The sequence below is a fragment of the Pseudideonella sakaiensis genome (genome assembly GCF_048320135.1).
In the GTDB taxonomy this organism is placed as follows: Bacteria; Pseudomonadota; Gammaproteobacteria; order Burkholderiales; family Burkholderiaceae_C; genus Ideonella_A; species Ideonella_A sakaiensis_A.
Genome location: NZ_CP182947.1, coordinates 1,292,152 through 1,305,191, shown reverse-complemented (window position 1 = coordinate 1,305,191; position 13,040 = coordinate 1,292,152). Strand labels below are relative to the sequence as shown.

Annotated in this window: 14 protein-coding genes; 7 read left to right on the top strand and 7 right to left on the bottom strand. The window is 66.5% G+C overall.

Features of this window, described 5'->3' with window-relative positions; translation table 11 throughout:
* Nucleotides 1–4 precede the first annotated feature (4 nt).
* Complete coding sequence (gene ntrC / locus ACNH6H_RS05800; RefSeq protein WP_418316394.1) at nt 5–1,504, top strand: nitrogen regulation protein NR(I); 1,500 nt, start codon at nt 5–7, stop codon at nt 1,502–1,504.
* Nucleotides 1,505–1,543: 39 nt separating this feature from the next.
* Here the strand turns inward: ntrC and ACNH6H_RS05795 are convergent, their stop codons facing one another.
* A complete protein-coding gene (locus tag ACNH6H_RS05795) occupies nt 1,544–2,314 on the bottom strand; it encodes an exodeoxyribonuclease III (RefSeq protein ID WP_418316392.1) in 771 nt (256 codons plus the stop codon).
* Between the two features lie 341 nt (nt 2,315–2,655).
* Here ACNH6H_RS05795 and pal point away from each other — a divergent pair, with 341 nt between their 5' ends.
* A complete protein-coding gene (pal, locus tag ACNH6H_RS05790; RefSeq protein ID WP_418316391.1) occupies nt 2,656–3,108 on the top strand; it encodes a peptidoglycan-associated lipoprotein Pal in 453 nt (150 codons plus the stop codon).
* Here the strand turns inward: pal and ACNH6H_RS05785 are convergent.
* Nucleotides 3,093–3,656, bottom strand: a complete 564-nt coding sequence (locus tag ACNH6H_RS05785; RefSeq protein ID WP_418316389.1) for a MarR family winged helix-turn-helix transcriptional regulator — start codon at nt 3,654–3,656, stop codon at nt 3,093–3,095. The genes pal and ACNH6H_RS05785 overlap by 16 nt on opposite strands.
* 174 nt (nt 3,657–3,830) lie before the next feature.
* Between ACNH6H_RS05785 and ACNH6H_RS05780 the strand changes: the two genes are divergently transcribed.
* Both ACNH6H_RS05780 and ACNH6H_RS05775 read left to right on the top strand, forming a co-directional pair.
* On the top strand, nt 3,831–4,211 hold the full coding sequence (locus ACNH6H_RS05780) for a DUF6394 family protein (RefSeq protein ID WP_418316387.1): 381 nt from the start codon (nt 3,831–3,833) through the stop codon (nt 4,209–4,211).
* Between the two features lie 79 nt (nt 4,212–4,290).
* On the top strand, nt 4,291–6,024 hold the full coding sequence (locus ACNH6H_RS05775) for a potassium channel family protein (protein ID WP_418316386.1): 1,734 nt from the start codon (nt 4,291–4,293) through the stop codon (nt 6,022–6,024).
* Nucleotides 6,025–6,036: 12 nt separating this feature from the next.
* Here ACNH6H_RS05775 and ACNH6H_RS05770 read toward each other — a convergent pair whose 3' ends face one another.
* The gene (locus ACNH6H_RS05770; protein WP_418316384.1) at nt 6,037–7,341 is read right to left on the bottom strand and encodes a cation:proton antiporter; all 1,305 of its coding nucleotides are present in this window, start codon (nt 7,339–7,341) and stop codon (nt 6,037–6,039) included.
* A 206-nt stretch (nt 7,342–7,547) separates the two neighbouring features.
* Between ACNH6H_RS05770 and ACNH6H_RS05765 the strand changes: the two genes are divergently transcribed.
* Nucleotides 7,548–8,879: a DUF2254 domain-containing protein gene (locus tag ACNH6H_RS05765; protein WP_418316382.1), complete on the top strand. Its 1,332-nt coding sequence runs from the start codon at nt 7,548–7,550 to the stop codon at nt 8,877–8,879.
* A 13-nt stretch (nt 8,880–8,892) separates the two neighbouring features.
* Here the strand turns inward: ACNH6H_RS05765 and ACNH6H_RS05760 are convergent, their stop codons facing one another.
* From ACNH6H_RS05760 to ACNH6H_RS05750, 3 genes are read right to left on the bottom strand one after another with little or no spacing between them, the layout of a single operon-like run.
* Complete coding sequence (locus ACNH6H_RS05760) at nt 8,893–9,516, bottom strand: glutathione S-transferase family protein (protein ID WP_418316380.1); 624 nt, start codon at nt 9,514–9,516, stop codon at nt 8,893–8,895.
* On the bottom strand, nt 9,513–10,064 hold the full coding sequence (locus ACNH6H_RS05755; protein ID WP_418321243.1) for a dihydrofolate reductase: 552 nt from the start codon (nt 10,062–10,064) through the stop codon (nt 9,513–9,515). The genes ACNH6H_RS05760 and ACNH6H_RS05755 overlap by 4 nt, the downstream gene beginning before the upstream one ends.
* 49 nt (nt 10,065–10,113) lie before the next feature.
* A complete protein-coding gene (locus ACNH6H_RS05750; RefSeq protein ID WP_418316379.1) occupies nt 10,114–10,563 on the bottom strand; it encodes a CopD family protein in 450 nt (149 codons plus the stop codon).
* A 213-nt stretch (nt 10,564–10,776) separates the two neighbouring features.
* Here ACNH6H_RS05750 and ACNH6H_RS05745 point away from each other — a divergent pair, with 213 nt between their 5' ends.
* Together ACNH6H_RS05745 and ACNH6H_RS05740 are read left to right on the top strand one after the other, a co-directional pair.
* Nucleotides 10,777–11,535, top strand: coding sequence for an MBL fold metallo-hydrolase (locus tag ACNH6H_RS05745; protein ID WP_418316378.1), 759 nt, complete (start codon nt 10,777–10,779; stop codon nt 11,533–11,535).
* A gap of 57 nt (nt 11,536–11,592) precedes the next feature.
* Nucleotides 11,593–12,219: a TetR/AcrR family transcriptional regulator gene (locus ACNH6H_RS05740; protein ID WP_418316376.1), complete on the top strand. Its 627-nt coding sequence runs from the start codon at nt 11,593–11,595 to the stop codon at nt 12,217–12,219.
* 36 nt (nt 12,220–12,255) lie between these two features.
* On the opposite strand, the gene ACNH6H_RS05735 is transcribed toward ACNH6H_RS05740, so the two are convergent.
* The gene (locus ACNH6H_RS05735; protein ID WP_418321241.1) at nt 12,256–12,897 is read right to left on the bottom strand and encodes a GntR family transcriptional regulator; all 642 of its coding nucleotides are present in this window, start codon (nt 12,895–12,897) and stop codon (nt 12,256–12,258) included.
* Nucleotides 12,898–13,040: the final 143 nt, after the last annotated feature.

The following is a 13,040-nucleotide window of genomic DNA, read 5'->3' as shown; positions in this document are numbered from 1 at the left end:
AGGCATGAAACCCATCTGGATCGTTGACGACGACCAATCCATCCGCTTCGTGCTCGAGAAGGCACTTGCCCGCGAGGAACTGGCGGTGCGCAGTTTCACGAACCCGCGCGATGTGCTGACGGCGCTCGATGCCGACGAGCCGCAGGTGCTGGTTTCCGATATCCGGATGCCCGGCGGCTCGGGCATCGAATTGCTCGCCAAGGTCAAGGAGCGGCTGCCGGGGCTGCCGGTCATCATCATGACCGCCTATTCCGACCTCGACAGCGCGGTCAGCGCCTTCCAGGGCGGCGCGTTCGAATATCTGCCGAAGCCGTTCGACGTGACGAAGGCGGTCGAGCTGATCCGACGGGCAATCGACGAAAGCATGCGCGAGGCGGCCGCCGACCCGGCGCAGGCTCAGGTGCCCGAGATGCTCGGCCAGGCGCCGGCGATGCAGGATGTCTTCCGCGCGATCGGCCGCCTCAGCCAGAGCATCGTCACCGTGCTGATCACCGGCGAGTCGGGCTCCGGCAAGGAACTGGTTGCCAATGCGCTGCACAAGCACAGCCCGCGCGCATCGGGGCCGTTCATCGCGATCAATACCGCGGCGATACCGAAGGACCTGCTCGAAAGCGAGCTGTTCGGTCATGAACGCGGCGCCTTCACCGGTGCGCAGACGACGCGGCGCGGACGCTTCGAGCAGGCCGACGGGGGCACACTGTTTCTCGACGAGATCGGCGACATGCCGTTCGACCTGCAGACGCGGCTGCTGCGGGTGCTCAGCGACGGCCAGTTCTACCGGGTCGGCGGTCACAACCCGATGCGCAGCAATGTGCGGGTGATCGCGGCGACCCACCAGAATCTGGAAGACCGGGTCGCGCAGGGCAGCTTCCGCGAAGACCTGTTCCATCGGCTGAACGTGATCCGCCTGCGGCTGCCGGCGCTGCGCGAGCGCAGCGAAGACATTCCGGCGCTGACCCGCTTCTTCCTGCAGAAAAGCGCGCGCGAGCTCGGCGTCGATGCGAAACGCATCACCGACGAGGCCTTGCAGCGGCTGGCCCGGTTCGAGTTTCCGGGCAACGTGCGGCAACTCGAGAATGTCTGCCACTGGTTGACGGTGATGGCCCCGGCGCAGGTCATCGAGTGCAAGGATCTGCCCCTCGAATTCCAGTCGTCCGGTGCGGATGGCGCTGCCGGATCGACGCCATCTGCCGGCGACCCGGCCGCCGCGGCCGATCCGGCAGCCGCACCGGCGGCAACGGCCGCCGGTGCGGCCAGTGCGTCTGGCACGTCGTCAGCCGCGCCGGCCGGATTCTGGCTCGACGACCTGGAACGGGAGACTCGCGGCCTGCTGCAAAGCGGTGTGCCGGCGGTCTGGGATACCTTGACGCGGCAGTTCGAGGCACGGCTCATTCATACCGCGCTCGACATCACGCGTGGCAGGCGCATCGAAGCGGCGCAGAAACTCGGCATCGGCCGCAATACGATCACCCGCAAGATCCAGGAACTTGGCGTCGACGACTGATGCGCCGGCTGCCGCCGCCAGGACAGGCGGCGGTGTTGCTCACTGGTCAGCGATCTCGACCCATACCGGCGCGTGGTCACTCGGCCGCTCGTTCTTGCGCGGCAGCTTGTCGATCGTGCAGCTGCGCACCCGCGGCTTCAGCGCCGGGCTGACCAGGATGTGGTCGATGCGCAGCCCCTGGTTCTTGCGGAAGGCGAGCATCCGGTAATCCCACCAGCTCCAGCTTTTTGGCGGCTGCTCGAACAGGCGGAAGGCATCGCACAGGCCGGTGCCGAGCAGGCCCTCGAAATGCTGCCGTTCCTCGGCGGTGCAGTGGATCTGGCCGGCCCACGCGACCGGGTCATGGACATCGCGGTCTTCCGGCGCGATGTTGAAGTCGCCGAGCAGCACCAATTGCGGATAGTGGGTCAGCTGCTCCGCGACGAAGCCACGCAAGGCATCGAGCCAGGCCATCTTGTAGGCAAATTTCGGGCTGTCGGGCGCCTGGCCGTTTGGAAAATAGGCGTTGATGACGCGAACGCCGTCAACCGTTGCCGTCAACACCCGGGCCTGAGGGTCGTCAAAGCCAGGCAGGTTGCGCACGACATCGCTGGCGGACTGGCGGCTCAGCAGCGCGACCCCGTTGTAGGTGGCCTGCCCGAAACGCTGCACCTGATAGCCGGCGGCTTCCAGTTCAGCCTGCGGGAATTTGTCGTCGATCAGCTTGGTTTCCTGCAGCCCGATCACGTCGACCGGGTGGGCGGCCAGCCAGTCGAGCACCTGGGGCAGGCGAACGGCGAGAGAATTGATATTCCAGGTGGCGAGTTTCATCTGATCTCACGGTTGGCGCAGTCGGCAGTGCAGCAATGGTAGCCATGCCTGGCCAGCGGGATCGATCCGGTCCGCGACGGGCTGCGATCGCAGCCGGCGCTGGCGCGCAGATCGGGTGTCCATCTGGTGCTTGCGGGGGATCCGCCCGCCGCTGCGGAACTTGCAGCGCCAAACGCATCAAACCCGTTTACGTGTTGAATAGATACAAACATACAATGCGCTCAACTCAAGGAGGAACCATGCAGCACAAACTTCGTCTCCTGTCCGCCCTCGCCGTTGCCTCTCTGCTGGGCGCATGCGCCAATACGCCGCCAGAGATGAAATACGACTCGCAGACGGCAATGTCCCAGGCTCCTGCGCGCAGCGCAGCGCCAGCACCGTCGGCTGCCGACGCCTCGGCGCGGGCTGCGGCAGCAGCGCGCAATGCCGCAGCCAGGGCAGACGAGGCCGCCGCACCGGTGGCCGAGCGCACCGTCTATTTCGGCTTCGACCAGTACACGATCAGCCCGTCCGATGCCGACCTGCTGTCCCGCCATGCCCGCTACCTGGCGACGGTGCCGAATACGCCGGTGCGCATCGAAGGCCACGCCGACGAACGCGGCAGCGCCGAATACAACTTGGCACTTGGCCAGCGCCGTGCCGATGCCGTGCGGCGCACGCTCAGCACACTCGGTGTGCGCGAATCGATGATCGAAAGCGTCAGCTGGGGCGAACAGAAACCGGCAGTGCAGGGCAGCGGCGAGGATGTGTGGGCGCGCAATCGCCGCGCCGAGATCATCTATTCGGCGAGGTAAGCCGAACTCGCGTCGCGTCCTGCCGAATCGAGGGTCTTGCCGAGCGGGATCTTCGCACCCGATGCATCGGCGCCGAGCGCGCCGATCAGCTGTGACAGGTCCTCCTCGAGACGCTGCAGCGTTGCTGCATCGAGGCTGGCCAGCGCCTGCGGCAGCACACCGGAAAACGGCTGCGGCGCCCGTCGCAGCACGCGCATGCCACCCGGGCGCAGGTGCAGCTGGACCGCGCGGCGGTCGCGGCCATCCTTGCGCACGTCGATCAGGTCCTGCTCGACGAGCGTCCTGACCAGATTGCTCGCGGTCGGTTGACGAACGTCCATCGCGCGGGCCAGTTCATTGACGCCGATCCCCGGCGTCTGCCGGATCACACTCAAGGCCCAGACCTGCGCGCCGCCGACACCCGCGCGTTTCTCGACCTGCTGGAAGTGGGTCTTGATCGCGTTGAAGACGAGCCTGAACTGCCGCAACACCCTGGCCGCCGATTCGCCATGCGGATCGGTGCTGGGCGTCGGCTCGACGCTGCGTGCTGCGGATGATTGGGAAGGCATGCGAGCGGCAATTATATTTGTACAGATGCAAGCCTGCAATTTGCGTTGCAATCGCCTGCCGCGTAGAGGTGCGAGAGTTGACGCGTGCCGCTGCAGGTATCTGGCGGGACTGACCCGGACCCGAGCCTCCGGGCACTGCACTAGACTGTCGCATCCGAACCGACCCGAGCCGGCATGAGCACTGAACGCGTCCTGTTTGCCTTCATCATCGTGCTGGCGTTGACCCTGAACGTCGGCTTCATCGTCGGCGATCTGGCGGACATCGATCAACACAATGTCTATGAGCTGTTTGCTGCGTTGATCGTCTCGCTGTTCGCGACAGTGATGAAATTCGGCGATCGCTCGCCGCTCGGTTCGACGATGCTCGCCACCAGCCTGGTCGCCGATCTGCAACTGATTGCCGCCGCCGTCTGCTGGGGGCTTTATGCCTCGGCGAATGCCGATCTGAGCGCGCCACAGAGCGCCACCGTCGTGTCGCTGGCGGTCGGTGCGACGGTCGCCAACGTCGTGTCGGTGGTGCTGCTGGTTGTCGAGATGGCCAGCCTGCGGCGATGAGCGCCGCGCAGCGGCTGCCGGCAGCGGGTGTTGCGCCGGCATCGCGAAGGCGGTCACGCCGTGACCGGAGGGCTGTCCGTTGAGTTCGGCCACACCCGGCGCGCGTTTCGGCATCGTCTTGCTGCTGCGGCGGCTGCGACTGCCGCTGTCGGTACTGATCGGCGCGTACGCGGTTGCGGTGGTCGGCTTCACGCTGCTGCCTGGCGTCGATCCCGACGGACAGCCGTGGCGGATGAGTTTTCTGCACGCCTTCTATTTCGTCAGCTTTCTCGGTACGACGATCGGGCTCGGCGAGATCCCGTACCCGTTTTCCGACATCCAGCGGATGTGGGCCACCGCATCGATCTACGCCACCGTGCTGGCCTGGCTGTATGCGATCGGCGCATTGTTCGGCGTGTTGCAGGATCCGCTGTTTCGCCGCATCGTCCACCAGAGCCGCATCGAGCGCGCCGTGCGCCGTCTCGACATGCCGTTCTATCTGATCTGCGGCTACGACGATGCCGGCACCCGCGTCGCCCGTGAACTGGCCGAGGACGGCAGTCGCTTCGTCGTGATCGACGCCGACCAGGACCGTGTCGACTCGGTCGAGATCGACCCGCTGCCAGCCAGCGTGCCGGCGCTGTGCGCCGATGCCAGCGACCCGAAGTCGCTGATCGCGGTCGGCCTGACGCATCCGAACTGCGTCGCGGTGCTGGCGCTGACCGGCTCCGACTTCATCAACATCAAGATCGCGTTGACCGCCCGGCTGCTGCATCCGGACATGCCGGTGTTGTGCGCGGCCCGCGACCACGCCGCCCATGGCCGGATGGCGGCTGCCGGCGCGCAGCAGATCATCAACCCGTTCGACGTGTTTGCCGAGCGCGTTGCGTTGTCGATGCGCACGCCGAGCCTGCATGTGATCTACGAGGCGCTGACGACGCAGGGCGGCACCGCGATGCAGGAGGTCCCGCAACTGCCGCGTGGCCGCTGGATCCTGTGCGGCAGCGGGCTGTTCACGCGGACGCTGCGCCGCCAGCTCGAGCGGCTCGATATCGAGACGACGGTGATTGCGCCGGAAAACGATTCGGCAATCGCCGACGAAGAATTCATCGAAGGCGACCCGACCGATCCGGCAGTGTTGGAGCGCGCCAATCTGTCCGAAGCGACCGCGCTGGTCGCCGGTACCGCGGTCGACATCGACAACCTGACGATCGTGCTGGCCGCCCGCTCGCAGAACAAGCGGCTGTTCATCACCGCGCGGCAGACGCAGCGGCGCAACACCGGTGTCTTCCATGCCGCACCGACCGACCTGGTGATGCTCAGCGGCTACATCATTGCTGCAGAGGTTTTGCGCGTGATCCGGGCGCCGCAGCTGGCGACCTTTTTGCGCCAGGCGCGCAACGAGGACGAAGACTGGGCGGCAGCGCTGCTGGCGCGGATGCGCGAGGTGATCGGCGACGAGATCGTCGAATCCTGGTCGGTCGAGCTGGTGCCGGCGACGGCGCCGACGATCTGCATCCTGCTTGCGCAGGGCGAGATCTTCACGCCGCGCCGGCTGATGACGCGCAACGATGGCAGCGGCAGCCTGGTCCATGCGATCCCGCTGCTGCTGCAGCGCGACAACCAGCGCGATCTGCTGCCGGCGCTCGACGATGAACTGATCGCCGGTGACCGCATCCTGTTCTGCGGCCGCAGCCAGGCGCGCGACATCATGCGCTTCGGGCTGATCGCCCGCCACCTGCCCGAATGGCGCAGCACGCTGATCAGCCGCTACGACACCGTCAGCCCGCCGGCGCCACAGCTTGCCGGGCAGCCGGGCACCGACAAGCGCTGAGCCGCCAGCGCATCACTTCTCGTCGACCGCAGCCAGTGCCGGCGCAGGCTGCTCAGTCGCCGCCACGGGCGGCCGTGCCGGCACATTCTGCCGGGCGGGATCGTGGGCCTCGCCGGTCAGCCGCAATGCAAATGCGACCAGTGGCGGGCCGATGGTTTCGAGGATCGCGACCGCGGCAAAAACGATCGCGGTGATCTGCGCGCCGACTTCCGGCAACATGCTGCCGGTCGTGTGCACCAGCCCGATTGCCAGCCCGGCCATCGGCACCAGCATCAGGCCGACGCCGAGCGACTGCTTCTGCGAATAGCCGAAGGCCCGCCCGCAGCCGTAGATCGACAGGCACTTGACGAGGCTGCGAACGACGACGAAGGCAACCGCGACGCCGCCGTACTGCCACAGGTCATCGAGGTGCATCGTCGCGCCGGCAAAGGCGAACAGGATGATGAAGAAAACATCGCCGCCGCCGCCGAATTCGACCGCCGTCAGCCGCGAGCGGCCCTGCAGCCATCGGCAGGCGACACCGAGCGACAGCGCGGTGAACAGCGTCGAGACCTTCAGCGCAACCGCCAGCCCGAGGCCGAGCATCACCGCACCGACGACCAGCGCAAAGCGGAAATGCTGCTCGCTGACCCGCGTCTGCAGTGCGATCCGGGTGACCACCCAGGCCACCACCAGCGCGACGACGACCGCGCCGAACAGCTGGTAGGTCGGCACCAGCAACGCAGTCGTCAGCTCCACATTGACGCTGCGCAGCGCCAGCGGCAGCGAAAACGAGAACAACACGAAGGCGAAGATGTTGTTCATTGCGACCAGCGATTTCGCCGCCTCGGTCGCCGGACCGCGGGCGCGCAGCTCGTCGGCAACATGGATCAGCACCGCCGGTGACGACGACACCGCAATCGCCGCGGCGATCGCCGCGATCATCGGATCGGTGCCGGCCCACCACATCAGCGCCAGGATCGCGCCAAAGGTCAGCCCGCTTTCGGCCAGGCTGGTCAGCATCAGGCCGCGGTTGCGCGCCATCGTCCACGGATGCAGCGACGCGCCGAGACGAAACAGGATCAGCCCGAGCGCGATGTCGACCAGCACGCGGGCGCTGGCGAGGTCGGTGCGCGACAGCAGGCCGATGCCGCTCGGGCCGATCAGCAGCCCGAGCAGCATGAAGCCGGTGATTGTCGGCACCCAGCGCAATCGCGCGGCGAGGATGCCGCCGAGCGTGCCGAAAGCGAGCAGCACGCCGAAGGCGATCAGCAGGTTCAGCTCGGGCAGCGCTTGCGGGAAAAATTCGGGAAGGGCGGGGATCGGATTCGTCGTCATCGAGTTCGGGGGAAATTCGGCGCGGCGATGTGCAGCTGGGAGGCGAACGCGGCGAGGCCGGTCCGGACAGGTGTCAGCCGGCGGCGGCCCCGGATTGTCGGCCATCGCGCCGGCGACATTCGTCGGCTGTCCCTGGCGGGAACGGGGTCGAGTTCCGGTTAACCTTGCAGACCGCGATTCGCCGCCGATCGGAAGGCCTCTTCCCGATGTACCGATTTTTTCTCTGGGTCAAGGACAACGAGAACCAGCTCTGGGTCAAGCCGGCGATCGGCAGCCTGTTCGCGATCGGCTTCGCGCTGTTCGCTGCGGCCGGCAATCAGCTCGACCTGCCGAAGAATTTCCCTGAAATCGAACGCGATACGCTCGACGGCCTGCTGACGGTGATTGCATCGAGCATGCTGGCGGTGACGACGTTTTCGCTGTCGATCATGGTGTCGGCCTTTGCGTCGGCATCGGCAGCGGCGACGCCTCGCGCCACCGCACTGGTGATCGGCGACGAGCATGCACACAACGCGATCGCCAGTTTCATCTCGGCCTTCATCTATTCGATCATCGCCAAGTCGGCGCTCGGCGTCAGCTATTACGGACCGACCGGCCGCTTCATCCTGTTCATCAGCACATTGGCGGTGTTGATCTACCTGATCTATACGCTGATCCGCTGGGTCAGGACGATGTCGTCGCTCGGCCGGATGGGCAATACGATCGACAAGATCGAGGTCGCGACGACCAATGCGATGCAGAACTACCGCGACCGGCCGACGATGGGTGCGCTGCTGAGCGCGCCGACCGAGCCGGTCGGCGTACCGGTGCGCTGCGAGGAGGTGGCCTACGTCCGTCACATCAACATTGAAGGACTGCAGGCGATGGCGGTCGAGATCGACGGTCGCATCCATATCATGGCCAGGCCGGGCACGCTGGTCGACCCCGGCACCGTGCTGCTGTACATCGAGAGCAGCCACGAGGACATCGATCTCGAACGTGCGCGCAATGCGGTGCTGCTCGGCAAGATGCGCAGTTTCGACCAGGACCCGCGGTTCGGGATGATCGTGCTGAGCGAGGTCGCGCAGCGCGCGTTGTCGCCGGCGGTCAACGATCCCGGCACTGCGATTTCGGTGATGAATGCGATGGCGCGCATCCTGATCAGCACGCGGCCGAACCCGAATTCGACCGACAGCGGCGAATTCGACCGATTGAGCCTGGTCGAGATCGACGAGACCGATCTGGTCCGGCAGGGTTTCGACCCGATTTCCCGCGACGGCGCGGCGATCTTCGAGGTGATCATCCGGATGCAGAAACTGCTGGCATCGATCGCCGAACAGGCTGTGTTGTCGTTGAAGATGCCCGCCCATCAGCAGGCCGCCGATGCACTTCGGCGGGCATGCCAGTCGCTGGCACTCGAATCGGAGAAACAGGCCATCACCGACGTGTTCGGCCAGCTGCACGGCCATGCGGTGAAACTCGATGCGGACGATGCCGACGCCGGCGCGGCCCGCGCAACGGCGCCGCCGCCGCGCACGACGGCCGGCGAACCGGCCTGACCAGGCTCGATCGCTAAAACACGCGCGCGCAGTCCCGTTCGGCGACCTGGTCGCGCCAGCGCTGCAGGTGCGCCAGGCCCTCATCGGCCGGCCGGTACTTTTTCAGCCCGCGCGCAAATTCGAGGGCGCAGAACGCGGTGATGTCGGCGATCGTGAAACGCTCGCCGGCCACGAACGGGCGGCTCGCCAGCTCGGAGTCGAGCCAGCGCGCAACATCGCGCATCTTCTGTCCCTGCGATTCGCCGAAGTCGGCAAACTGCGGCTGCTCGAGCGGCGCCAGCCCCGGATGGGTATGGCGGATCCAGTTCGCGATGCCGCCCATCAGATAAAGCTCGATCCGGCGGTCGCTCATCTCGATGAATGCGCGCTCGTCGAAGTCGCGGCCCAGCAAATTCGGCTCCGGATGCAGGCCTTCGAGGTAGCCGCAGATCGCCCGCGTTTCGCCGAGCACCCGACCGTCGTCGAGCTCGAGCACCGGCACCTTGGCCAGCGGGCTGCGCGCGCGGTATTCGGCGCTGCGGTGCTGGTCCTTGCCGATCTCGACCAGTTCGACATCGATCCCGGTGATGCCCTTTTCGGCGATGAACATCGTGACGCGGCGCGGGTTTGGCGCGCGTGGTGAGACGAACAGCTTCATGTGGATGGCTCCGCAAGTCGGTCGTAGGTCACAAACGAATAGGCAAAATCGTTCGGCGGCTCGGCGCGATGGGTTTCCCGGGAACTCTCGATCCAGCCCGGCTGCATCTCGCGGAACGCCGGAAAGTGGACATTGCCGTCGAAGGCGGCATCGATCTCTGTCAGGTAGAGCCGGTCTGCACCGTCGATGGCCTGGGCATAGACATCGGCGCCGCCGATCACCATCACTTCCGGGTCGAGCGGCGATCCTGCCGTCTGCGCGGCGATCCAGTCCTCGGCGATCCGGCGTGCATCCGAGAGGCTGGCCGCCGGCTGCAACTTCCCGGCAATCGCCTCGATGGCGCCGCTGCGCGACAACACGATGTTCAGTCTTCCGGGCAGCGGTTTGCCGATCGACTCGAAGGTGCGCCGGCCCATGATCACCGGCCGGCCTGTTGTCGTGCGGCGGAAATGCCGCAGGTCCTGCGGCAGGTGCCAGGGCATGCGCACGCCGTCGACGCCGATCAGGCGATTGCGGTCGAGCGCGGCGATCAGCGACAAACGAGGCAGGGGCTTGCTCATCCGACGATTGTCGCAGCGGCCCGGCCGGTCGCAATGCTCAGCGCGCCAGCGCCGCGGCGCCGACAGCAACCACCGCAAGCACCAGATTGACAGCGACGAACTGGCGGATCGCGTTCAATGCCGCCGCCGCCTCCGGCCATCGCGCGGCCTCGCTGTGCCGGCGCAGCCGTGGATAAAGCGCGAAATTGACGTGGCCGAAGATCGCCGCCATCGCGAGGCCGGCCAGCAGCATCACATGCCAGCCGGGAGGCGCGAGTGCAAAACCAACCGGCAGGAACATCGCGAAACCGCTGGCGACGATGACGACAACCGCAATGGCTGTGTAGCGCAGGAAGGTCTCGAAGCTCGCCACCCACAGCGGCAGCCGCTGCGGCGGCTCGAGCGTGCGTACCGCGGCCGGCCGCAGGCAGAAATAGGCGAAGAACATGCCGCCGACCCAGACGATGACACCGGCGAGGTGGAGAAAAAGCAGGACGGATTTGAGCATTGGGTGGTCGGATCGGAAGCCCTGACGGGCGAACGCGCGGAGCGCGGCGGGCCGATCGTAGCGAATCGGGTGAAGGCAGGCCGGTCGACTTGCCCCCTTGACAAACGATTCGCGCTGCCATTACATTGATCGAACAGTTGATCAATTAAATAGCTGGCCGATTGACACTGCGGTTCTCGCCCCTTCATGCAGTTCAACGCAAGGAGTTTTTTCATGCTGATCGATACCCACAGCGGAACCCGCATCGACGAAATCGCCGATGGCATCCACCGCATCTCCACGCCGATGCCGCCGTCGGTTTTTCCCGGCGGCTTCAGCTTCAATCAATACCTCGTGCTCGACGACGAGCCGCTGCTGTTCCACACCGGCATGCGTTCGATTTTCCCGCTGGTGCGCGAGGCGATTGCCGCGGTGATGCCGCTCGAGCGGCTGCGTTATCTGGCGTTGTCGCATTTCGAGTCCGACGAATGCGGCGCGCTGAACGATTTTCTGCAGGTCGCGCCGCACAGCGTGCCGGTCTGCAGTACGACGGCGGCGATGGTCTCGGTCGGCGACTTCGCGCTGCGCCCGCCGCGTGCATTGGCCGATGGCGAGATGCTGCGCATCGGCAAACGTCAACTGATGTGGCTCGACACGCCGCATTTGCCGCACAACTGGGAAACCGGGCTGATGTGGGAGCCAGGCAGCCGGACGCTGCTGTGCGGCGACCTGTTCACGCAGGGCGGCCACGAATTGCCGCCGCTGACGTCGGACGACCTGCTGGCGCCGAGCGAGGCCTTCCGCCGCGCGGGGGTCGCCGCAGGCGAGCCCGATCCGTACAGCCTCGGCCCGGGCACCGCGACCATCCTGGAGCGTCTCGCCGGCCTGCAGCCGCGCACGCTCGCGGTGATGCACGGCAGCGTCTTCCAGGCCCGCCGCGATGACGACGGCGCGGCAATGCTGCGCGGCCTGGCGCGCGAACTGGTCCACTGATCCGCATGCCGGGTGCGGCCGGCCGCCACGGCTGCCGCGCCGGGTGAGAATCGACGGATGTGCCCACGTCCCTACCGGATGGCCCGGCGCTCGGAGAGCGCCGAGCAGACCCGTGAACGCATCGTCCGCGCAACCTACGAGCTGCACGGCGAAAAAGGCATTGCCGCGACCAGCATGCGCGACATCGCGCAACGCGCCGATGTCGCGATCGGCAGCGTCTACCACCACTTTCCGAGCTACGGCGACGTCATCGATGCCTGCGGCGCCTACACGCTCGAACTGACCCAGCCGCCGACACCCGACATCCTCGACGGCATCAGCAGCGCGGATGAGCGGCTGCAGGTGCTGGTCGACGCGGTATTTTCGTTCTACCAGCGCTGCCCGATGTTCGGGCTGGTGCGCTCGGATCGCGGCAAGTTCGAGCAGGTCGAGGGATTCATGCAGCAGGAAGAATCGACCCGCCGCGCGCTGCTCGACTCCACGGTGCACGGCCGGCGCGTCGCGAAGAGCCGGCTTGCGCTGGCCTTCGCAATGCTCGATTTCACCGTTCACCGTTCGCTGCTCGCGAGCGGCCTGTCGCACGAGCAGGCGGTCGCCGAGGTCGCGGCCTGCCTGCGGCAATGGCTGCTGGAGCCCGGGCCGACCGTCAAGCCGGGCGCTGCCCGGCGGACATCGGCAGCGTAGCGCCGTCGATCGCGACGGAACCGGAGGCCGCGGCGCTCAGGCGCCGGCGGCAGCGTCCCGGCCGGCGCTGATGTGCGCGCGCATCAGCTGCAATGCGCGCTCGCCATCGCGTGCCCGGATTGCCGCCATCAGTTCGCGGTGCTCCTGCAGCGACGCCTCGAGCCGGCCCTGGCGGAACAGCGAGTGGTGGCGGTTCAGCTTCATCACCTTGCGCAGATCGGCGACCAGCTGGATGCGCCAGCGGTTGTCGGCGATCTCGAGCAGTCGCATGTGAAAACGCTCGTTGGCCGCAAAAAACGCATCGCGATCTGGCAGGCCGGCTTCCAGCGCATCGTGCAACTGCTGCAGTTCGGCCAGTTGTTCGGCGCTGGCCTCGCGGGCGACCGTCGCCGCCGCATCGCTTTCGAGCAGCCCCATCAGGTGATAGACCTCCGACAGATCACGTTCCGACACCTCGGTGACAAAGGCGCCTCGGCGCAGCTTCATCGTCACCAGGCCCTCGGCGGCCAGCACCTTCAGCGCCTCGCGCAGCGGTGTGCGGCTGATGCCGTATTCCGCTGCCAGTGCCTGCTCGTCGATCCAGCTGCCCGGCGCCAGCCGATGGGACAGGATGCGCGCGCGCAGCAGCTCGGCGACCTGCTCGTACAGCGCACGGGTCGGCGATCGGGCGGTTGACAGGTCGTTGTCGTCTGGCATCGGTTGGCTGGTCGAGGCAGCTGATGGCTATAATTACGTTCCTAATTATGGCGCATCGATTGATCCGCCGGTCCGTTTTGCGCCTGCTGGCCGCCGATTGCGGCCAGCGATTCCGCTGTCGTCGT